Consider the following 20,038-nt stretch of genomic DNA (forward strand, 5'->3'; position numbering starts at 1 on the left):
TATGCAGCATTTGGTATTTGTGTATGGCACCTTACGCAAAGGAGAGTGCAATCATCACTTTTTGAAAACCGCTGAGTTTCTTGGGCATCATGAGACCGATGCCCAATTCTCTTTGTATGATTTAGGCCGTTATCCCGCACTGGTTTCCGGGAAGAAAGCGATACAAGGCGAAGTGTATTTGATTGATAACGACATGCTGGGCGAGTTGGACAAGCTTGAAGATGTTCCCGTTGAGTACCGTAGAGAGAACATCGCCACGCCATTTGGCCAAGCTTGGATCTACTTATATCAAGATACCGAGCAATTAACGGAAGAGATTGCTTCTGGCGATTGGTGCCAAAGAGTGTGAACTGTCGTTGCCGATTCAGCGTAAGCATTGAGTAGAGAAAGTGATGACTGTCGAATGAGTACTCGTTGATGCGAATGTGAGTGTAAGTCCGATGGTTTTGGTGAAGCCCAAGGGGGATTTATGAGATTTATCATCATCGGCGCTATGCTTTTTTTTCTAAACGCCTGCGCGCAAACAACACTGCCAAGCTCTACTAACGCAACAGACTGGCAAGGCTTTGGTAAGCAAACTGCACTTAACGGCTCGATTGAGTTATCTGAAGAAGGTATTGCTAAGTTAGATAATACAAACCTCGCTACCGCTGAGCTCATCATGGCTTATCAAACTGGCTATCAGGAAGGGAAACAGGAATATTGCGCACAAAGTGCTTATATCCTTGGTGTTCGAGGCGCTCCTTACTCGGGCATCTGTGACGATGTGAACCCGTTTTTCCGTAACGACTATGAATCAGGCCGAATGTCGAAGGCTGGTGGGTATTAAGTCCTGCGATAGTAGAAAAGAGCAGCCGATTGATTGGCTGCTCTTTTGTTTGATGTCTACATAGTTAGTGTTTACGACTTTTTGTTTTGTGCACGCTGGTAAGACTCTAGGATTTCTGCTTTTGCAGCCGCTACGTCTTCCCATCCATCGACTTGCACCCATTTTCCTGCTTCAAGTTCTTTGTAGCGCTCAAAAAACTGTGTAATTTGTGCTTTCAGCAATCTAGGGATGTCACCAACGTCTTGAATATGCTCATACTCTGTGGAAATTTTTGAGTGCGGCACGGCAAACACTTTGGCATCTTCACCTGATTCATCCGTCATTTTCAATACACCAACGGGACGGCAGCGAATCACAGAGCCAGGCATTAATGGATAAGGCGTTGGGACCAGTACGTCGACAGGATCACCGTCAAGGGAGAGAGTATCGTTCACGTAGCCATAGTTACATGGATAAAACATAGGTGCAGACATGAAACGGTCAACAAACACTGCACCAGAGTCTTTATCTACTTCGTATTTGATTGGGTCTGCGTTGGCCGGGATCTCAATGACGACATAGATATCTTCAGGCAGTGATTTACCTGCTGGTACGTTATTTAGGCTCATTTGAATACTCCTTTTCATTGAAGATTAAGCGTGGAAGGGGTTAATCTGGCTAACATTTTCGCAATTTACTTTAACGACAAAAACGCGGCAGGTAAACACCAGCCGCGTTGGGCAAAGGTCTGAAATTAGTCTTCTTCGCGATTCAGTTCAAGGAACGCTTCGACTTTGTTGACCATGTTCTTTGAACCAACAAAGAAAGGCACACGCTGGTGCAGTTCTGTTGGCTTCAAGTCCAGAATGCGATTAACACCATCGGAGGCCAGGCCACCAGCTTGTTCAATTAAAAATGCCATTGGGTTGCATTCGTACAGCAGGCGCAGTTTACCTTGAGGATGACTTTGCGTGCTTGGGTATAAGTAGATACCACCTTTCAGCAGGTTGCGATGGAAGTCTGCAACTAAGGAACCTATGTAGCGTGATGTGTATGGGCGGCCATCTTCAGGCACGTTTTCTTGGCAGTACTTGATGTACTTTTTCACACCCAGTGGGAAGCGGATATAGTTACCCTCATTGATCGAGTAAATCTTGCCATCTTCTGGGATCATCATATTCTCATGAGATAGGCAAAAGCTGCCAATTGATGGATCGTATGTGAAGCCATTTACGCCATTGCCAGTGGTGTAAACCAGCATGGTCGATGAGCCGTAAATGACGTAGCCTGCTGCCACTTGTTTGTGACCTGGTTGGAGGAAGTCCTCTTCTGTTGGTATCGTGCCGATAGGAGAAACTCGACGATAAATAGAGAAAATCGTACCTACTGACACGTTCACATCAATATTCGATGAACCATCCAGCGGGTCCATTAGCACGACGTATTTGGCGTTTTGGTTGAGTTCTTTATTAAACGCCACCGCTTCATCTTCTTCTTCACTAGCGACGCCACAAACTTGGTCGCGTGCCTCGAGTGCTGCTTTGAACTTGTCATTCGCATACACATCAAGCTTTTGTTGGTCTTCGCCCTGTACATTTTCTGTACCCACAGCACCGGTGATATCACCAAGGCCGGCCGCATTGATTTCGCGGTTAACAATTTTTGCAGCTAAACGAATGGAGGCTAAAAGAGATGAAAGATCACCGTTAGCGTGGGGAAAGTCCGCTTGTTTCTCAACAATGAACTCACCTAGGGTACGCAGTCCTGACATGGTTTATCCTTACATTTTTTATTTCGTGGGGGGATGACGCAATGGAGACATCTCTTGTTGGATGTTAAACGATTGCGCGAGTTGTAAGTTTAAATCGCAGATCTTATTAATGGTAATGAAGTAACCGACTGAGATCTCAATTTATTTGTCTTATTGCATAAAAGGTCAATCTCTTGGTTAATGCTTAGTCAGTCAGCATTAGGCCTTGTTAGATTTGTGAAAGAGACTGCACGAACAGGGTGAAAGTCACTCGCTTTTCTGGTGGTTATCACGATAATGAAGGAATTAAAGAACGCATTACAAGGCTAAGTCTATGCACATTCATATCTTGGGTATCTGCGGCACGTTTATGGGCGGCGCAGCAATTCTAGCGCGTCAGCTAGGTCATAAAGTGACGGGGTCGGATGCTAACGTTTACCCACCAATGAGTACCCTGCTGGAGTCTCAAGGTATTGAAATTATTGAAGGCTTTGACCCTTCTCAGCTTGAACCACAACCTGACCTTGTGGTGATTGGTAACGCGATGAGTCGTGGTAATCCATGTGTTGAACATGTGTTAAATACCAATATACGTTACACCTCGGGTCCGCAGTGGCTGCAAGAGTTCTTATTGCACGACCGCTGGGTACTGGCAGTGTCAGGCACTCACGGAAAAACCACCACTTCAAGTATGCTAGCTTGGATCTTAGAAGACTGTGGCTACCAACCAGGGTTCTTGGTCGGTGGGGTACTGGGTAACTTCGGAGTGTCGGCTCGTTTGGGTGAGAGCATGTTTTTCGTCGTGGAAGCGGATGAATATGACAGTGCTTTTTTCGATAAACGGTCTAAGTTTGTTCATTACCATCCGCGTACACTCATCATGAACAACCTTGAGTTCGATCATGCAGACATCTTCGACGATCTTGAAGTGATAAAGCGGCAATTTCATCATTTGGTGCGTACTGTACCGGGTAATGGCTTGATCCTAGCGCCGAAGCAAGATTCATCTCTGCAAGACGTGATCGAGCGCGGTTGTTGGACAGAAAAACAATTCTCGGGTATTGATGGCGACTGGCAAGCGAGCAAATTGTTGGTTGATGGGTCCAAATTTGAAGTGTTACTGCAAGGTGAGAAAGTCGGTATTGTTGATTGGGATCTTGTCGGAGACCATAATGTAGATAACGCTCTGATGGCAATCGCTGCAGCCCGTCATGTTGGGGTTGCTCCTGAGCTGGCTTGCCAGGCTCTGGGGCGCTTTATTAACACTAAACGTCGTTTAGAGCTTAAAGGCGAAGAGCAAGGTGTGACCGTTTATGATGATTTTGCACATCATCCAACGGCGATTGAACTGACACTAGGCGGTTTACGTAACAAAGTAGGCCAAAAACGAATCCTTGCCGTTTTAGAGCCTCGCTCTGCAACCATGAAGCGTGGTGTTCACAAGAATACGATAGCTGCGTCACTGCACAGTGCAGACGAAGTGTTCTTGTTCCAACCTGATGATATTGATTGGTCGGTACAAGACATTGCCGAACAGTGTCAACAACGTGCCTTTGTTGAAGCTGACATGGACACTTTTGTCGCCAAAATCGTCGAACGCGCGCAGCCAAGTGATCAAATCCTCGTTATGAGTAACGGTGGTTTTGGCGGTATCCACGGCAAGCTTCTTGAACAACTCAAACAAAAAGCCAAATGACACCTATGCAGCAAAAAGTAACTCCAAAAAAAGCCATCACATTGGCACTAACGGGCGCGTCTGGTGCTCCGTATGGACTTCGTCTTCTCGAGTGCCTAGTCGCAGCAGATTATCACGTGTATGTGTTGATTTCTTCGGCCGCCCGTGTGGTGATGGCGACTGAGCACAACCTGAAATTACCAAGTGGTCCTGAAGCGGCGCAAAGAGTGCTTATTGAGCATCTAAACTGCAATCCAGATAATATCACCGTTTGCGGTAAAGACGACTGGTTCTCACCTGTGGCATCGGGCTCCGCAGCGCCAAAGCAAATGGTAGTGTGCCCATGTTCTGCGGGCAGTGTCGCGGCTATTGCACACGGCATGTCAGATAATTTGATTGAGCGTGCTGCTGATGTGGTGATGAAAGAACGTGGACAGTTACTGCTTGTGGTACGTGAAACACCTTTCTCTACCCTACATCTGGAAAACATGCACAAGCTCTCTCAGATGGGGGTCACTATTATGCCAGCAGCACCTGGCTTTTATCATCAACCAAAGAGTATTGAAGATTTAGTGGATTTTATGGTGGCGAGAATACTTGATCACCTCGGCATTGAACAAGGTTTGGTGCCACGTTGGGGTTATGATCAACGTTGATTGTGTAATCAACAAAAGACCTTTACAATCCAAGCAACTCATCGGGGAGCAAACCTTGTTGGTATTGATCTTGTCAATGCCATTGGGCGCTGAGACCTAACCGCTTAACGTTGTTGAGCAAACAGGGACCCGTATTACCTGAACCAGATAATGCTGGCGTAGGAATTGAGTCTGGATATTGGAAATCCTTAATACCGCCTCAACCCTGTGCCGCTCCGCGCATGTAACTAATACAAATGGAGAGCGAGCAGTGAAAACCACTCTTAGTCTGATTGCCCTTGCAGGCATCACTTCGACTTCAGCGTTTGCCGCTGAAAACACCTTAACTGTCTACACGTACGATTCTTTCGCTGCTGATTGGGGGCCGGGTCCTAAAATCGAAAAAGCCTTCGAGGCCAAATGTGGCTGCGATGTTAACTTCGTTGCGCTGGACGATGGTGTTTCCATTCTTAACCGTCTTCGGTTAGAGGGAAATAATAGCAAAGCGGATATTGTGTTGGGTTTGGATAATAACCTGATGGCGGAAGCGAAAAAGACTGGGTTGCTGGCTGAGCACAATGTCGACACTTCGCAGACGACTTTGCCTAACGGTTGGCAGGATAAGACCTTCGTTCCATATGATTTTGGTTACTTTGCGTTTGTATACAACAAAGACAAGCTAGCGAACCCTCCAAAGAGTATGAAGGAGTTGGTGGAAGCGCGTGATGATCTAAAAGTGATTTACCAAGACCCTCGCACTTCAACGCCGGGCCTGGGTTTGATGTTGTGGATGAAGTCTATCTACGGCGACAATGCGACTCAAGCTTGGAAGCAGTTGGCTGAGAAAACAGTCACGGTTACTAAAGGCTGGTCAGAAGCCTACTCGATGTTCTTAAACGGCGAATCCGATCTTGTGCTGTCTTACACAACCTCTCCGGCCTATCACTTGATTGCAGAAGATGATGCGAAATACGCAAGCGCCGCTTTTTCTGAAGGCCATTACATGCAAGTAGAAGTGGCAGCTAAGGTGAAAGGTTCAAAAAATCCTAAGCTTGTCGACGAGTTCATGAACTTCATTTTGAGTGACGATTTTCAAGCTGCGATACCAACTGGTAACTGGATGTACCCAGTCACTAACGCTGAATTGCCAAAAGGTTTTGAAACACTGAATGTACCAAGCAAGCCATTAAGCTTTAGTGCTGATGACGTGGCGAAAATGCGTAAGTCTTGGATTCGTGAATGGCAAAGCGCGTTGACGTTTTAACATAGGCTCTACTTTTGAATTCTGTTCCGAAACTAGGGTTAGGGGTCGCGATGATTATCGCGACCTTTGTGATTTCTGCCCTCGGCGCTTTGATTGTTCAAGCGCCTTCTCTTGATGTGTCTGTGGTGTGGGAAGATCCCTATTATCAGCACGTTACCAAATTCAGCTTCTATCAAGCTCTTCTCTCTATGCTGTTGAGTGTTGGCTTGGCGATTCCTGTCGCTCATGCGCTTTCTCGACGAGAGTTCTTTGGTAAGTCTCTGCTACTAAAATTGTTCGCTTCTACCCTAGTTTTGCCTGTGTTGGTGGGGGTCTTCGGTTTGCTGGCAATTTATGGCAATAGCGGTTTATTGGCGCTGTGGCTGAAAAGTAACGGCGCTGAGTTGCCGTTTTCTATTTATGGCCTGAACGGTATTTTACTCGCGCATGTATTCTTCAATATGCCTTATGCTGTGCGGTTACTCTTGCAGGCTTTAGAGTCGATTCCTGCTGAGCAACATAAACTGTGTGCACATCTTGGAATGAGTCATTGGGACAAATTTCGTTGGGTGGAATGGCCACGCCTAAGACAGCAACTGCCGCATGTGAGTGGCTTAGTGTTTATGCTGTGCTTTACCAGTTTTGCTACTGTGATGGCGTTAGGTGGAGGGCCAAAGTCGACCACGATTGAACTGGCCATTTATCAGGCGATTAAGTTCGATTTTGATTTGCAAGCGGGGGCACTTTTGGCGCTATGGCAAATGCTACTATGCGGCTTGTTGGTGATTGGTGTGCAGAAGTTAACGAGACCAATGTCAATCAGCGTTGGCAGCACATCGGTACAGCAATATTTAACCAAGGATCATGGGTGGTCAAAAGCTTGGGATAGCGTTTGGATCATAGGTGCCTTTTTACTGGTGATACCGCCACTTGTGATGGTGGTGATTAGTGGGATCAACCAGCAAGTTTGGACGGTGCTGACCGATGAACGTTTTTGGTCAGCGTTGTTCAATTCGGTCAAAGTGGCTGTATTGGCGAGCTCGCTTGCTGTTGCGGCGGGGGTATCGATTCTTCTGACCAGCCGACGTTGGCGTTTGCAGTATAAGAACCATAGTGCCGATCAGATTGAGCTTATCGGTACCATTATCTTGGTGACGCCGGGACTTGTAATGAGTACGGGGTTGTTCCTTTTGCTGCGCTCATTTACCGATGTATTTAGTCTCGCTTTTTTTGTCGTCATTCTCGTCAATAGTTTAATGGCATTGCCGTATGTGCTGAAGACCTTATCCCAGCCAATGTTGCACATTGAGCAGCAATACCAATATGTATGTGCCAGTTTGGGGATGCGTGGTTGGCAACGCTTTAAAGTGGTGGAGTGGCAAGCACTGCGTAAGCCGTTTGCACATGCTTTTGCCATCAGCTTTATGTTGGCGATTGGTGATTTAAGTGCGATTGCCTTGTTCGGTGGGCAAGAGTTTAGAACGCTACCGCTGTATCTATTCCAACTACTGGGCAGTTATCAAATGGATGCGGCTGCGGTGGTATCTGTTACCTTACTGTTACTCAGCGTGGGCTGTTTTACTTTGATTGAAAAAGTATTGAAAACAAAGGAGAGAACGTAATGTTAATGTTGGATGACGTGCAGTACACCTATCAACGTGAACTGTTTCGTTTTGAGTTAGCCATTCAACGTGGACAAATCGTTTCACTGATGGGACCAAGTGGGGCAGGTAAATCAACCTTATTGGCGCTAGTTGCGGGTTTTATCAATCCTGAGCAAGGTGATATTTTGGTTGATGGTGAATCGATTATCCGCAAAGATCCTTACCAACGTCCGTTCTCAATGCTGTTTCAAGAGCATAATCTGTTTGCTCACCTGTCAGTGAGAGACAATATAGGTTTAGGTTTGCATCCGGGGCTAAAGCTCACGGCAGAGCAAAACCTGCTTGTGGAGCGAGCGGCGAAGCAAGTGGGGGTTGCTGAGTATCTCGATCGCCTACCGGAACACCTTTCTGGCGGTCAGCGTCAGCGTGTGGCATTGGCACGTTGTTTTGTTCAACCGCACTCAATCTGGCTACTCGATGAGCCTTTCTCCGCCTTGGATCCAGTACTGCGAGAAGAGATGTTAATACTGGTTAAGCAACTTGCTGCTGAGCGTGATATTACGGTGTTAATGGTGACACACCATTTGAGTGACGCCAAAGCGATTGCGAGTCATTTTGCTTTTGTTGCTGGTGGGCAGGTTGAGGCGGCAGGGACAATCAGTGAACTTAACGTGCAACACAGTAGTGATGTATTGAAGGCCTTTGTCAAAGCAGCAGGATAAGTGTTTTAAATTAAAAAATAAAAGGTTGATGCCGAGCACCAACCTTTTGGATATTTAAATGGGTGCACTAGCCTTGAGGCTTCACCACCATAACATTGATGGGTGAGTTCTCTACCACTTTACTGGCCACAGAGCCCAGCACCACTTTGTTGATTTTTGAGCGCTTATGGCTTGGCATAATGATAAGGTCTGCGCCTAAACGTTCTGCGTAATCAAGGATGGTTGTATACGTCTTGCCTTCTGCAACATGGACTTTGTAAATCACTTCATCATCAATGTGTTGGTCAGCAAAGGTTTTGAGTTGTTGCTTCACGTCTTGCTTCATTTTTGTTGCCGCGTCTTTCGGGAAGTAAGTTGCGACCATTGACATATGAATACCTGGCAACACAGTGAGTAAGTGGACTTCTGCATTGGCCTGCTTAGCTTGCCAGACCGCGAGTTCGACTGCGCGATCAGAAAAGCCTTGGTCATTTAGATCAACCGGAACAAGAATTTGTTTATACATTCTGTGTCTCTCATCATGGCCCCATAACCTCGGGGCCAATCGGTTATGCGCTCAGCTGTTCCTTATGAGCACGGCGTTTTTGGTTCATGGCGAGTACCAGCAAGATCATTAAGCAAGGCACAAATACCCACTCTTTCATTGGTCTTTCGGCATTTTGAACTACCCACTTAATCTCCCAATCAAAGTCGACTCCTGAGGATTCCGCAGGGCTGCCAAACTCAACCATGTCTACGATCATTTTGCCGTCGTTCTCAGTCAACATAAGGCCCATTGAAGAAAGTCGCTCTTCAGCGGTTACTGCTTTATCTTCGAACGGAAGGCGTACCGTTTTTTCAACGTAGTCACCCTCGAGGTTCTCACCTGCGACACGTAACTCAATCGATTCTCCTACATTCAGCCCTTCAGTGATTTGAGCTATCTCAACTCCAGGTGAAAGAAGCTTCGCTGGATAGATCATGTCCCACCAAAATCCAGGGCGGAAGAATGAAAAGGTCAGCACCAATAGCAGCAGCGTTTCCCACCACTTGTTGCGAGTGAACCACCAACCTTGTGTTGCCGCAGAGAAGATCAGCATCGCAATAATTGACGAGATCACGGTTAACGCTAGATGCCACCATGAGTCAATGCCCATCAAAAGAAGCTGAGTGTTAAAGACGAACATAAATGGCAGAATTGCGGTTCGAATGTCGTAGGTAAAGCCCTGAATACCAGTACGGATTGGATCGGACTTGGCAATCGCAGCAGCGGCAAAGGCAGCCAAACCTACTGGAGGTGTATCATCGGCGAGGATACCGAAATAGAACACAAATAAGTGCACCGCAATCAGTGGGATGATCAGGCCATGAGCCGCGCCCAAAGTAACGATGACTGGTGCCATTAGCGTTGATACCACGATATAGTTTGCCGTTGTTGGTAGACCCATACCCAGAATCAAACTGATCACCGCAGTAAATAGCAACATAAGAATGATGCTACCGCCAGAGATGAACTCGACGAAGTCGGTCATTACAAGGCCTATGCCAGTAAGGGTGACCACACCAACAACTGTACCAGCTGCAGCCGTTGCCACGCCGATACCAATCATATTGCGAGCACCAGAGACCAAGCTTTCTGCAAGGTCAACAAAGCCATCTTTAGTTTGTTTAATCAAGTCACCTTGTTTTGATAGCAATGCGATCAATGGGCGTTGTGTCAGCAAGATAAAGATCATGAACACAGTTGCCCAAAATGCCGACAGACCCGGTGAGAAGCGCTCGACGGTCAAACACCAAACCAGAACAACGATAGGCAATAGGTAATGCAGACCAGATTTAATTGTTGGGCCCGGTTCGGGTACTTCGGTGAGTTCCGCATCAATTTCAATCGAAGCATCTTTGACGTGGTTGGCAGAAATCTTCACCAGCCCAACGTAAGCAATCAGCAAAGCAACCGTTACTATGAGGGTCGCCGCATCGCCGAAGACATCTTTTGTCCAACCTACACCGTAGTAAACCAGTGCACTGATGATACACAAGCCAAGGATGGTGCCAGTAAAAGATAATAGGCTTTGTAGCATGGTTGGATTATGACGACGAGGGAGGCCAGTCATGCCGGCTTTACACGCCTCAAGGTGAACGATGTATATCAGCGCGATGTAAGAAATAAGTGCAGGAAGTAGGGCAGCTTTGATAACTTCAACATACGAGATACCGACATATTCCACCATTAGAAAAGCAGCAGCACCCATGATAGGTGGCGTTAGCTGGCCGTTGGTCGACGCGGCGACTTCAACCGCACCTGCTTTGGTTCCGGGAAAGCCAACACGTTTCATCAGCGGAATGGTGAAGGTACCTGTGGTCACTACGTTTGCTATGGATGATCCTGAGACGAGGCCAGATAAGCCCGAAGCAACCACTGCCGCTTTCGCTGGGCCACCTTTCATGTGGCCAAGCAGCGAGAAGGCAACTTTAATGAAGTAAGCGCCTGCACCTGCGCGCTCTAGCATGGCACCAAAAAGCACAAACAAAAACACAAACGAAGTCGATACGCCCAATGCGACACCGAACACACCTTCAGTGGTTAACCATAGGTGTGACATTGCTTTGTTCAAGCTTGCGCCTTTGTGAGCAATTACGTCTGGCATGTATGGGCCAGCAAAGGTGTAAGTCAGGAATACTGCAGCAACGACCATTAATGGGGGGCCCAGTGCACGACGTGTTGCTTCAAGTAACAGTATCATTCCTGTCACTGAGACTAGAATATCGACAGTTGTTGGTGCGCCAGAGCGACCAGCCAGTTCGGTATAGAAAATATAAATGTATGCCGCCGCAAAGCTACCCGCTAATGCCAGTACCCAGTCTATTAATGGAATATGGTCACGTGGAGAGTTTTTCATTGCAGGGTAAGCAGTGAAGGCGAGGAAAGTGGCAAAAGTTAAATGAATTGCTCTCGCTTCAGTATCGTTGAGTACGCCAAAATTAAAAATAAACGGTAGCGGAGACGCGTACCATAATTGAAATAGTGACCAGCACAGTGGTACGAACCATAAGATTCGACCTTGTAAACCCATCGGGTTTCGTGCACCTGTGTCTGCCTGAGCCACCATTTCTTGCACATCTTGTGACGGAGTGTTGTTCGTCGCCATGTACTTTTTCCTTATTATTGATGGTCCTGTCTGTATCGTGTATCGAGAACCCCGCTTCGCTATAACAGTGTAGTGAATAGAGCGAAGTTTGCTTTCGAGTGAATCGCGACAAATCTGCAACCCATTGATTGTTGGGAGAGGGAAATGTGCGGTTTCTTTTTTAGGTGTGAGCGCGACTTCTGAAAGAAATCGGCAGATTGCATTTGCAATTTGAACAAAACATGCTGGCAAACGATAGTTACCAGCATACTTAATCAGGCAGAAAACCATCCTTTTCTGCCTGAGCTTGAAGTCAGTAGTTGCTTACTTAAGCAGACCTACTTCTTTGTAGTATTTTTCCGCACCTGGGTGAAGAGGGATAGAAAGACCCGCTTGCACCATGTCTTCTTTTTTCAGGTTTGCAAATGCAGGGTGTAGACGTTTAAATGTATCGAAGTTTTCAAACACGGCTTTAGCTACGTTGTAAGCGACGTCATCTGAAACATCAGAAGTCGTTACCATTGTCGCCGCAACACCGAAGCTGTTTATGTCTTTATCTGTACCACGATACATGTCAGCAGGCACTGTGCTGAATGCGTAGTAAGGGTTATCTGCAACGATCTTGTCGATTTCAGCCCCTGTTGCTGAGACAAGTTTTGCATCACAAGAGGTTGTTGCCTCTTTGATCGAACCGTTCGGGTGACCCACCATGTAGATGAATGCGTCGATCTTGTTGTCGCATAGTGCTTGTGAACGCTCAGAGCCTTTTAGCTCAGAGGTCAGTTTGAAGCTGTCCTGTGTCCAGCCCATTGCATCCATCACTACACCCATTGTCGCACGGTCTCCAGAGCCTGGATTACCGATGTTGACGCGTTTACCTTTAAGATCTTTAACGTTTTCGATACCAGAGTCAGCACGTACGATGATATTAAAAGGTTCTGTGTGAAGAGAAAACATCGCTCGTAGCTTTTTGTACGGGCCCTGTTCCGCAAACTTGCTCGTACCGTTATAGCCATGGTATTGCCAATCCGATTGCACGATACCAAAGTCTAGCTCGCCAGCACGCATAGTGTTGACGTTGTAAATTGAGCCGCCAGTCGATTCTACTGAACAACGAATGTCGTGATCTTTACGACCTTTGTTTACCAATTTACAAATCGCACCACCAGTAGGGTAATAAACACCTGTAACAGAGCCAGTACCGATAGTGATAAACTCTTGAGCGTTTACTGAGCTTGCGCCCATAACAGCAGCAGCGATAGCGCCTACTTTTAAAAGTTTGTTCAATGCCATGAATTTCTTTCCTTATATTCATTATTAACCCAGAAATAAACGTAAATTATTTCTGGAGTTTCCTATTTGGAAACGGCATCTTTTCCAATCCGATTATTTGAAAAAGCGGGCGAATCATAACAAAAAATTGGCAGAAAATTATCTGATTGTTAAAATTTACAATCAATTAGCCTACATTAAACGACATGTTCAGGTGGTAAACTTGGGGTTTAAATCTTTTTATAACAGATAGTTATGTATAACTTTGAGAAGGGTTTTAAAAGATCAACAGCGTGAGGGTTGTCACAGAGTTTCCGGGCAATAAACAAGCCAGACAATCAAAAAAATCACATTGTTGTGGGCTATGAAATCCAATTTATTTCATAGCCCGTAACCGCTGCTAGCCAGTGTATTCGAAAAGCTCACAGACAGATTTGAACAACTGTTGTGTCGAGACAGGCATGGTAGGGGTGATGAAAATGGTGTCATCGCCAGCTACAACACCAAGAATCCCCTCAGATTTACCCAAAGAATCCAGTAGGCGGGCAATCAATTGAGCTGCTCCCGGGCCAGTGTGAATGACAACTAGCGCAGCGTTGTGATCAATATCTAGGACCAATTCACGCAGGGAACTACTTACCGTAGGAACCCCTAATTCTGCAGGTAGACAGTAAACCATCTCCATTTTTGCATTGCGTGTACGAACCGCGCCAAACTTTGTCAGCATACGGGATACTTTAGATTGGTTGATGCTCTCAAAACCTTGTTGCTTCAATGCTTCGACGATCTCGCCTTGTGAGCCGAAGCTCTCTTCTTTTAATAAGGCTTTAAAAGCGCGAACTAAGCTATCTTGTTTCTCTGAATTGCGCATAGTCGTTATCATTCTCTTCTTAAGGGGCAGAAATTGTGCATATTTTCGCATAGATATTCATGTAGTAGCAAAAAAGGTATGGCAATATGTTAGGTACATCACTGTAAATTCCATACAGAATGCCACTCCCTAATGATGCAATTATTTTTCTATTTATTGCACTGAATTTCTTATTATTTCAACAGAATAACTACATGATTGAGCCTCTGTCAGTCGTTGCTTAATACTGAGTTGCGTGAGGTCGCAAAGCTGACGTTAATTGATTGTAATCAAGTTGTGGTTTCGATAATTTTGTCTCACTAGATGCAAAACATCTTCAGAATACGTTTATAAGAGAAACACTCTCAAGGAGAATTACATGAAAGTAGCCGTTATTGGTGCCGCTGGTGGCATTGGTCAAGCTCTGGCCCTTCTACTTAAGAACCGCCTTCCTGCAGGTTCTGATTTAGCCCTATACGATATTGCTCCAGTAACTCCTGGTGTGGCAGCTGATCTGAGCCATATCCCAACTCCGGTTTCTATTAAGGGCTACGCTGGCGAAGATCCAACCCCCGCACTCGAGGGTGCGGATGTGGTACTGATCTCTGCAGGTGTGGCACGTAAACCTGGTATGGATCGTGCGGATCTGTTCAATGTAAATGCTGGCATCGTTAAATCGCTGGCAGAAAAGATCGCCGTTGTTTGTCCTGCAGCATGTGTAGGTATTATCACTAACCCAGTTAATACAACAGTGCCAATTGCTGCTGAAGTTCTTAAAAAAGCCGGCGTTTACGACAAGCGTAAGCTGTTTGGTGTCACAACGCTAGACGTTATCCGCTCAGAAACATTTGTCGCTGAACTAAAAGGTAAAGATCCAAGTGACATTCGCGTTCCTGTTATCGGCGGTCACTCTGGTGTAACCATTCTTCCTCTGTTATCTCAAGTTGAAGGCGTTGAGTTCACGGCTGAAGAAGTGGAAGCTCTGACTAAGCGTATCCAGAACGCAGGGACAGAAGTAGTAGAAGCAAAAGCGGGTGGTGGAAGTGCCACTCTGTCTATGGGGCAGGCGGCATGTCGCTTTGGCCTAGCGCTAGTTCGTGCTCTTCAAGGTGAAGAAGGTGTGGTTGAGTGTGCTTACGTTGAAGGCGATAGCGAGCATGCACCATACTTCGCGCAACCAGTGAAGCTAGGTAAAGACGGCGTAGAAGAAGTACTAAGTTATGGCGCACTAAGTGACTATGAGAAGTCTGCCCTTGACGGAATGCTAGAAACACTAAATGGCGATATCAATATTGGTGTTGAGTTTGCTCAATAAGCTGCTTTCTTTTTAGAAATCTGCATAAAGAAGATAGCCGATTTTAGGATCGGCTTTTTTGATCCTTTCATCATATTGCGCGTAGTACCTCAGTGTCAGGCTATTTTGCGAAGGAGAAGGTGATGGAAGCGAATCGTGTCCGTAAAGGTATGGTTGTAGAGTGTCAGCAGGGCGTAGGAACCATTTTGGTGATAGACCAAGAGGCAGAGACGGTATTGCTGGCCAAACAGGGATCAGAGGAGCAGTTGGCGGTGAGTTTTGATGAGATAGAAGAAAACCCTCAACTTCATGACAGTTGTGATAAATACTACTAGCTTGATGGATCCGCTACACAAGCCCTATTCCCAGATATCAAAAAGGAAGAGCGAGCTCTTCCTTTTTGCTTTTAGGGCTGACTCTGTAGTTTTAGCTGGTTCTTTTTACTGCCATGTGAGCTAAAGTGATCAGTGCTTGCTTATAATCCGATTCCGGCAGTACAGACAGTTCTGCGATCGCTTTATCGGCCTCTTCTACAGCTTTTTGCTCTGTGTAGGCGAGAGAGCCCGCATCTTGCATCACGGCTAAGATTTCTTCTAATCTATCCATGCCGTTAGCTTTTTCGATAGCCTCGCGAATCATTGCTGCATTTTCTGGCGTTGTGTTATGCATGGCATGCAAAAGCGGCAGGGTCGGTTTTCCCTCTGCCAAGTCATCGCCAACATTCTTACCCATGTCCTCACCGTCAGACGTATAGTCCATTACGTCGTCGATAAGCTGGAATGCGGTACCCAGAAATTTACCGTAGTTTTGCAGCGCAACCTCTACGTTTTCTGGAGCATCATTGAGTATGGCGCCAATCTGAGTAGCAGATTCAAACAAACGAGCCGTTTTCGAGTAAATGACCTGCATATAGTTCTCTTCAGTGGTATCAGGGTTATTACAGTTCATCAACTGCTGAACTTCTCCCTCTGCGATCACATTGACTGCATCACTCATTAATTTGAGGATCTTTATTGATCCTAGCTCTGTCATCATTTGGAATGAGCGAGTGTAAATAAAGTCCCCAACTAACACGCTCGCCGCATTACCAAATGCCGCGTTCGCTGTCGCTTTACCACGGCGCATATCTGACTCATCAACGACATCATCGTGCAACAGAGTTGCCGTATGGATGAATTCGATAAACGCCGCTGCCATTGTATGGCCATTACCGTGGTAACCCAGAGCACGTGCTGACAATATCGCCAGAAGTGGTCTTAAGCGTTTGCCTCCACCACTCACGATATAGAAACCGAGCTGGTTGATCAAAGAGACATCAGAATTTAGTTGGGCTTGAATTGTTTCATTCACTTTTGCCATGTCATCGGCAGTAAGCGCTTGGATAGTTTTAAAATCCATCGTATATCCGGCTGAAGTTAGACCCTGCAAGGCTTATTCGATTTATATAATTGCGGGATAATACACTAAAAAACGTTGATTAATACATTCCTTAAGGGCATTATTGCCGCACTTTTCATTGGCGATTAGCTTTTCGCCAATTTTTTCAAAATATGGCTTGTCATAGGGACATCTCTTCTGTAGAATCTGCGCCCTATTGATGATTAGTTTAGCGCACACCCTCATGAAAAGGCTGTGCGGAAAAAGCGGAGTAAAATATGTACGCTGTTTTCCAATCTGGTGGTAAACAACACCGTGTAAGCGAAGGTCAAACTCTTCGTTTAGAGAAATTAGACGTTGAAACTGGTGCAACTGTAGAATTTGATAAAGTTCTTCTTGTTGCTAGCGGCGAAGACATCAAAGTTGGTGCTCCTCTTCTAGAGGGCGGCAAAGTTGTTGCTGAAGTTGTACAACACGGTCGTGGCGATAAAATCAAAATCGTTAAGTTCCGTCGTCGTAAGCACTCTCGTAAGCAACAGGGTCACCGTCAGTGGTTCACTGAAGTGAAGATCACTGGTATCAACGCTTAATCTATTAGGAGAGTTTAACAATGGCACACAAAAAAGCTGGTGGTTCTACTCGTAACGGCCGCGATTCAGAAAGCAAACGCCTAGGTGTTAAGCGTTTCGGTGGTGAATCTGTTCTTGCAGGTAACATCATCGTTCGTCAACGTGGTACTAAATTCCACGCTGGTAACAACGTAGGTATCGGTAAAGACCATACTCTATTCGCTCTTACTGAAGGTAAGGTGAAGTTCGAGGTTAAAGGTCCTAAGAACCGCAAGTTTGTAAGCATCGAAGCTGAGTAATTTACCTTCTAGGTTAATTATTTAAGCTTTATAGCTGAATTCAAAAGCCCTGCCGATTCGGCAGGGTTTTTTATTTATAGCAGTCGACATATCGAAGTTTCTCGTTCTTGGCCACTAACGGTTGGTTTCTGGGAGCTTAGATCTGTTATCTGCTAAGATTGTTTGATGACAAATCAGATTTAAGTCACGCACGAAGTAGTCGGAGTAAAAGATGAAGTTCGTAGATGAAGCGGTAGTAAAGGTTCAGGCTGGTGACGGCGGTAACGGCGTTGTAAGTTTCTGGCGTGAAAAGTTCATCACTAAAGGTGGCCCAGATGGCGGTGATGGTGGTGATGGTGGTGATGTTTACATCCAAGCCGATGAAAACCTAAATACCCTGATCGATTACCGTTTCCAACGCTTTTACGAAGGCGAGCGCGGTGAAAATGGTCGCGGTGGTAACTGTACTGGTAAACGTGGTAAAGACATTATACTTCGCGTGCCTGTTGGTACTCGCGCCGTCGATATCCACACTAACGAAATTGTTGCAGAAGTAGCAGAGCACGGTAAGAAAGTGATGATCGCGAAAGGTGGTTGGCACGGTCTTGGTAACACGCGTTTTAAATCTTCAGTGAACCGAGCTCCTCGTCAGAGAACGCTAGGAACCAAAGGTGAAATCCGTGAGATCCGTTTAGAGCTATTGCTATTGGCTGATGTGGGCATGCTTGGTCTACCTAATGCTGGTAAATCAACCTTTATCCGCGCGGTATCGGCAGCCAAACCTAAAGTGGCAGATTACCCATTTACCACACTAATCCCAAGTCTGGGCGTTGTGAGTGTGGTTCCTGAGAAGAGTTTTGTTGTTGCAGATATACCTGGTCTAATCGAGGGCGCTGCTGACGGTGCTGGCCTTGGTATTCGTTTCCTGAAACACCTTGAGCGCTGTCGTGTCTTGTTGCACATGATTGACATCATGCCAGTTGACCAGTCAGACCCAGTTCAAAATGCTTTAACCATCATTGATGAGCTTGAGCAGTACAGCGAAAAACTGGCAGGTAAACCGCGCTGGCTTGTCTTTAACAAAACAGATTTGATGCTCGAAGAAGAAGCGAATGAAAAGATCCAAGAGATCTTGGATGCGTTAGGTTGGGAGGATGAGTACTTCAAAATCTCAGCGATCAACCGCAACGGCACAAAAGATCTATGTTACAAGCTCGCTGACTTTATGGAAAACCTACCTCGTGAAGAGGAAGAAGTTGCAGAAGAAGATAAAGTAAACTTCATGTGGGATGACTACCATAAAGACGCAATGGCTGGTAAAGACGTGATCACCGAAGAAGATGATGACGATTGGGATGATTGGGACGACGAAGAAGACGACGGTCACGTTGTTTATGTCCGTGACTGATCACTAGCTGATTTATTAAGCCGCAATGTATATTGCGGCTTTTTTTGTATCTAAATCATGTTTAGCAGATATTATTTACGGCACAATAATCAATGATGCCCAAGTCATGCTCGCTGAACCAAGTGTCTCGAGGTTATTTGGGGATGAATGGAGTTAGGGAGTATTTATGACATCGGGAGCCTCGCCGTCTTGTTTTACGACAGCATCCAAGCAGAGAGCCATTTCTCGGCTTGTCGCCCAAGCTGGGCAAATGTTATTAGCCCACGGGGCAGAGAGTGCGTTAGTCGGTGATATCATGCAGCGGATTGGTCTTGCATGTGGCGTCAGTGAAGTTGAGGTTGCGTTATCAGCTAATGCACTCGTGGTTACAACTGTCAAAGGTGAGCATTGTATTACCACGACAAGAAGCGGTGTGGATCGTGGTATCAATATGCGAGTGATTACTCAGATTCAGCGTATCTGTATCATGATGGAGCGTGGGTTTCTCGACGTAAGAATGGCGCAGAAAAAACTCAATGCTATTAGCCCAGAGCGTTATAACCGCTGGTTAGTCGTGTTGATGATTGGCCTTTCTTGTGCGGCTTTCAGTCACCTAGCTGGCGGGAACTTAGGAGTGTTTATTATGACGTTTCTTGCTTCCTCTGGTGGAATGGTCATACGACAAGAAATTGGTCATCGCCAGTTTAACCCACTTCTTAACTTTGCCGTTACGGCTTTTGTCACCACGTTAATATCCGCTCAAGCGGTGATTTTTAATATTGGTAACCTGCCGACAGTAGCGATGGCATCCTCGGTTTTAATGTTGGTTCCCGGCTTCCCGTTAATTAATTCGGTCGCGGATATGCTGAAAGGTCATATCAATATGGGCATTGCACGTTTCACTATGGCAAGTTTGCTTACTCTTGCCACTTGCCTTGGTATCGTCGCTGCGATGGAAGTCACCGGAATTTGGGGATGGGCGAGCTGATGAGTGTATTTGACCTATTTTTAGAGATCGTAAAAGATATGTTCTTTGCCGCTATTCCTGCGGTTGGTTTTGCCATGGTGTTTAATGTGCCGCAGAAGGCGTTGAAGTATTGTGCGATAGGCGGTGCGATTGGTCATGGTAGCCGCTATCTGATGATGCATCTTGGTTTACCAATTGAATGGGCGACGTTTTTCGCTGCAACTCTAGTTGGTTTAATCGGTGTTCACTGGTCCCGTCGTTTTCTGGCTCACCCTAAAGTATTCACCGTCGCGGCATTAATCCCAATGGTACCTGGGGTCTTTGCGTATAAAGCAATGATCGCAGTGGTTGAGATTAATCATTTAGGCTATTCACCTGAGCTGATTGCGACGTGTATGGAGAACTTTCTTAAGGCGATGTTTATTATTGCAGGCTTAGCGGTTGGCTTGGCGGTTCCGGGGCTGCTATTCTATCGTCGCAGACCCATAGTATAAGGACCC

Annotated in this window: 21 protein-coding genes and 1 riboswitch; of the genes, 14 read left to right on the plus strand and 7 right to left on the minus strand. The window is 46.0% G+C overall.

Going from position 1 to position 20,038, the window contains the following annotated elements; translation table 11 throughout:
• The first annotated feature begins 1 nt into the window (after position 1).
• The gene (locus tag AND4_RS12285) at positions 2-349 is read left to right on the plus strand and encodes a gamma-glutamylcyclotransferase (protein ID WP_009843298.1); all 348 of its coding nucleotides are present in this window, start codon (positions 2-4) and stop codon (positions 347-349) included.
• Between the two features lie 120 nt (positions 350-469).
• On the plus strand, positions 470-829 hold the full coding sequence (locus AND4_RS12290) for a DUF2799 domain-containing protein (protein WP_009843299.1): 360 nt from the start codon (positions 470-472) through the stop codon (positions 827-829).
• A gap of 71 nt (positions 830-900) precedes the next feature.
• Here the strand turns inward: AND4_RS12290 and ppa are convergent, their stop codons facing one another.
• A complete protein-coding gene (gene ppa, locus AND4_RS12295) occupies positions 901-1,437 on the minus strand; it encodes an inorganic diphosphatase (RefSeq protein WP_009843300.1) in 537 nt (178 codons plus the stop codon).
• Positions 1,438-1,562: 125 nt separating this feature from the next.
• Positions 1,563-2,579, minus strand: coding sequence for a class 1 fructose-bisphosphatase (gene fbp, locus AND4_RS12300; protein ID WP_009843301.1), 1,017 nt, complete (start codon positions 2,577-2,579; stop codon positions 1,563-1,565).
• Between the two features lie 313 nt (positions 2,580-2,892).
• On the opposite strand from fbp, the gene mpl reads away from it, so the two are divergent.
• The 5 genes from mpl (at position 2,893) to thiQ (ending at position 8,437) form a co-directional block, all read left to right on the plus strand.
• Entirely contained in the window at positions 2,893-4,254 is a 1,362-nt protein-coding gene (gene mpl / locus AND4_RS12305; protein WP_009843302.1) for a UDP-N-acetylmuramate:L-alanyl-gamma-D-glutamyl-meso-diaminopimelate ligase, read from the plus strand.
• Positions 4,251-4,889 carry a flavin prenyltransferase UbiX gene (locus AND4_RS12310; protein WP_009843303.1) on the plus strand — a complete coding sequence of 213 codons (639 nt, stop codon included), beginning with the start codon at positions 4,251-4,253 and terminating at the stop codon, positions 4,887-4,889. The genes mpl and AND4_RS12310 overlap by 4 nt, the downstream gene beginning before the upstream one ends.
• A 32-nt stretch (positions 4,890-4,921) precedes the next feature.
• A riboswitch (TPP riboswitch) is annotated at positions 4,922-5,071 on the plus strand.
• A 68-nt stretch (positions 5,072-5,139) separates the two neighbouring features.
• Positions 5,140-6,132, plus strand: coding sequence for a thiamine ABC transporter substrate binding subunit (gene thiB, locus AND4_RS12315; RefSeq protein WP_009843304.1), 993 nt, complete (start codon positions 5,140-5,142; stop codon positions 6,130-6,132).
• 14 nt (positions 6,133-6,146) lie between these two features.
• On the plus strand, positions 6,147-7,733 hold the full coding sequence (gene thiP / locus AND4_RS12320) for a thiamine/thiamine pyrophosphate ABC transporter permease ThiP (protein ID WP_083796287.1): 1,587 nt from the start codon (positions 6,147-6,149) through the stop codon (positions 7,731-7,733).
• Positions 7,733-8,437, plus strand: a complete 705-nt coding sequence (gene thiQ, locus AND4_RS12325) for a thiamine ABC transporter ATP-binding protein (RefSeq protein WP_009843306.1) — start codon at positions 7,733-7,735, stop codon at positions 8,435-8,437. Before thiP ends, thiQ begins: the two co-directional genes overlap by 1 nt.
• 67 nt (positions 8,438-8,504) lie before the next feature.
• Here the strand turns inward: thiQ and AND4_RS12330 are convergent, their stop codons facing one another.
• From AND4_RS12330 to argR, 4 genes are all read right to left on the minus strand, one after another.
• On the minus strand, positions 8,505-8,942 hold the full coding sequence (locus AND4_RS12330) for a universal stress protein (RefSeq protein WP_009843307.1): 438 nt from the start codon (positions 8,940-8,942) through the stop codon (positions 8,505-8,507).
• Between the two features lie 43 nt (positions 8,943-8,985).
• Positions 8,986-11,565 carry a TRAP transporter permease gene (locus AND4_RS12335; protein WP_009843308.1) on the minus strand — a complete coding sequence of 860 codons (2,580 nt, stop codon included), beginning with the start codon at positions 11,563-11,565 and terminating at the stop codon, positions 8,986-8,988.
• A gap of 303 nt (positions 11,566-11,868) precedes the next feature.
• A complete protein-coding gene (locus AND4_RS12340; RefSeq protein ID WP_009843309.1) occupies positions 11,869-12,837 on the minus strand; it encodes a TAXI family TRAP transporter solute-binding subunit in 969 nt (322 codons plus the stop codon).
• 379 nt (positions 12,838-13,216) lie between these two features.
• Complete coding sequence (argR, locus tag AND4_RS12345) at positions 13,217-13,687, minus strand: transcriptional regulator ArgR (RefSeq protein ID WP_009843310.1); 471 nt, start codon at positions 13,685-13,687, stop codon at positions 13,217-13,219.
• A gap of 358 nt (positions 13,688-14,045) precedes the next feature.
• Between argR and mdh the strand changes: the two genes are divergently transcribed.
• Positions 14,046-14,981, plus strand: a complete 936-nt coding sequence (gene mdh / locus AND4_RS12350; RefSeq protein WP_009843311.1) for a malate dehydrogenase — start codon at positions 14,046-14,048, stop codon at positions 14,979-14,981.
• A gap of 122 nt (positions 14,982-15,103) precedes the next feature.
• Positions 15,104-15,295, plus strand: coding sequence for a hypothetical protein (locus tag AND4_RS12355; RefSeq protein WP_009843312.1), 192 nt, complete (start codon positions 15,104-15,106; stop codon positions 15,293-15,295).
• Between the two features lie 91 nt (positions 15,296-15,386).
• On the opposite strand, the gene ispB is transcribed toward AND4_RS12355, so the two are convergent.
• On the minus strand, positions 15,387-16,358 hold the full coding sequence (gene ispB, locus AND4_RS12360) for an octaprenyl diphosphate synthase (RefSeq protein WP_009843313.1): 972 nt from the start codon (positions 16,356-16,358) through the stop codon (positions 15,387-15,389).
• Between the two features lie 257 nt (positions 16,359-16,615).
• On the opposite strand from ispB, the gene rplU reads away from it, so the two are divergent.
• The 5 genes from rplU to AND4_RS12385 all read left to right on the plus strand — a co-directional run bounded on the left by rplU (position 16,616) and on the right by AND4_RS12385 (position 20,032).
• Entirely contained in the window at positions 16,616-16,927 is a 312-nt protein-coding gene (gene rplU / locus AND4_RS12365) for a 50S ribosomal protein L21 (RefSeq protein ID WP_009843314.1), read from the plus strand.
• 20 nt (positions 16,928-16,947) lie between these two features.
• Positions 16,948-17,205 carry a 50S ribosomal protein L27 gene (rpmA, locus tag AND4_RS12370; protein WP_005383095.1) on the plus strand — a complete coding sequence of 86 codons (258 nt, stop codon included), beginning with the start codon at positions 16,948-16,950 and terminating at the stop codon, positions 17,203-17,205.
• 211 nt (positions 17,206-17,416) lie between these two features.
• Complete coding sequence (gene cgtA / locus AND4_RS12375) at positions 17,417-18,592, plus strand: Obg family GTPase CgtA (RefSeq protein ID WP_009843315.1); 1,176 nt, start codon at positions 17,417-17,419, stop codon at positions 18,590-18,592.
• Positions 18,593-18,758: 166 nt separating this feature from the next.
• Entirely contained in the window at positions 18,759-19,559 is an 801-nt protein-coding gene (locus AND4_RS12380; RefSeq protein ID WP_009843316.1) for a threonine/serine exporter family protein, read from the plus strand.
• The gene (locus tag AND4_RS12385) at positions 19,559-20,032 is read left to right on the plus strand and encodes a threonine/serine exporter family protein (protein ID WP_043991659.1); all 474 of its coding nucleotides are present in this window, start codon (positions 19,559-19,561) and stop codon (positions 20,030-20,032) included. The genes AND4_RS12380 and AND4_RS12385 overlap by 1 nt, the downstream gene beginning before the upstream one ends.
• The last annotated feature ends 6 nt before the right edge of the window (positions 20,033-20,038 follow it).

The organism is Vibrio sp. AND4 (genome assembly GCF_000171815.1).
Taxonomy (GTDB): Bacteria; Pseudomonadota; Gammaproteobacteria; order Enterobacterales; family Vibrionaceae; genus Vibrio.

Bases quoted from the DNA above. Each gene is read 5' to 3' on its own strand.
- AND4_RS12285 (WP_009843298.1), top strand. From the start codon at position 2: ATGCAGCATTTGGTATTTGTGTATGGCACCTTACGCAAAGGAGAGTGC.
- AND4_RS12290 (WP_009843299.1), top strand. From the start codon at position 470: ATGAGATTTATCATCATCGGCGCTATGCTTTTTTTTCTAAACGCCTGC.
- ppa (WP_009843300.1), bottom strand. From the start codon at position 1,437: ATGAGCCTAAATAACGTACCAGCAGGTAAATCACTGCCTGAAGATATC.
- fbp (WP_009843301.1), bottom strand. From the start codon at position 2,579: ATGTCAGGACTGCGTACCCTAGGTGAGTTCATTGTTGAGAAACAAGCG.
- mpl (WP_009843302.1), top strand. From the start codon at position 2,893: ATGCACATTCATATCTTGGGTATCTGCGGCACGTTTATGGGCGGCGCA.
- AND4_RS12310 (WP_009843303.1), top strand. From the start codon at position 4,251: ATGACACCTATGCAGCAAAAAGTAACTCCAAAAAAAGCCATCACATTG.
- thiQ (WP_009843306.1), top strand. From the start codon at position 7,733: ATGTTAATGTTGGATGACGTGCAGTACACCTATCAACGTGAACTGTTT.
- AND4_RS12330 (WP_009843307.1), bottom strand. From the start codon at position 8,942: ATGTATAAACAAATTCTTGTTCCGGTTGATCTAAATGACCAAGGCTTT.
- AND4_RS12335 (WP_009843308.1), bottom strand. From the start codon at position 11,565: ATGGCGACGAACAACACTCCGTCACAAGATGTGCAAGAAATGGTGGCT.
- AND4_RS12340 (WP_009843309.1), bottom strand. From the start codon at position 12,837: ATGGCATTGAACAAACTTTTAAAAGTAGGCGCTATCGCTGCTGCTGTT.
- argR (WP_009843310.1), bottom strand. From the start codon at position 13,687: ATGCGCAATTCAGAGAAACAAGATAGCTTAGTTCGCGCTTTTAAAGCC.
- mdh (WP_009843311.1), top strand. From the start codon at position 14,046: ATGAAAGTAGCCGTTATTGGTGCCGCTGGTGGCATTGGTCAAGCTCTG.
- AND4_RS12355 (WP_009843312.1), top strand. From the start codon at position 15,104: ATGGAAGCGAATCGTGTCCGTAAAGGTATGGTTGTAGAGTGTCAGCAG.
- ispB (WP_009843313.1), bottom strand. From the start codon at position 16,358: ATGGATTTTAAAACTATCCAAGCGCTTACTGCCGATGACATGGCAAAA.
- rplU (WP_009843314.1), top strand. From the start codon at position 16,616: ATGTACGCTGTTTTCCAATCTGGTGGTAAACAACACCGTGTAAGCGAA.
- rpmA (WP_005383095.1), top strand. From the start codon at position 16,948: ATGGCACACAAAAAAGCTGGTGGTTCTACTCGTAACGGCCGCGATTCA.
- cgtA (WP_009843315.1), top strand. From the start codon at position 17,417: ATGAAGTTCGTAGATGAAGCGGTAGTAAAGGTTCAGGCTGGTGACGGC.
- AND4_RS12380 (WP_009843316.1), top strand. From the start codon at position 18,759: ATGACATCGGGAGCCTCGCCGTCTTGTTTTACGACAGCATCCAAGCAG.
- AND4_RS12385 (WP_043991659.1), top strand. From the start codon at position 19,559: ATGAGTGTATTTGACCTATTTTTAGAGATCGTAAAAGATATGTTCTTT.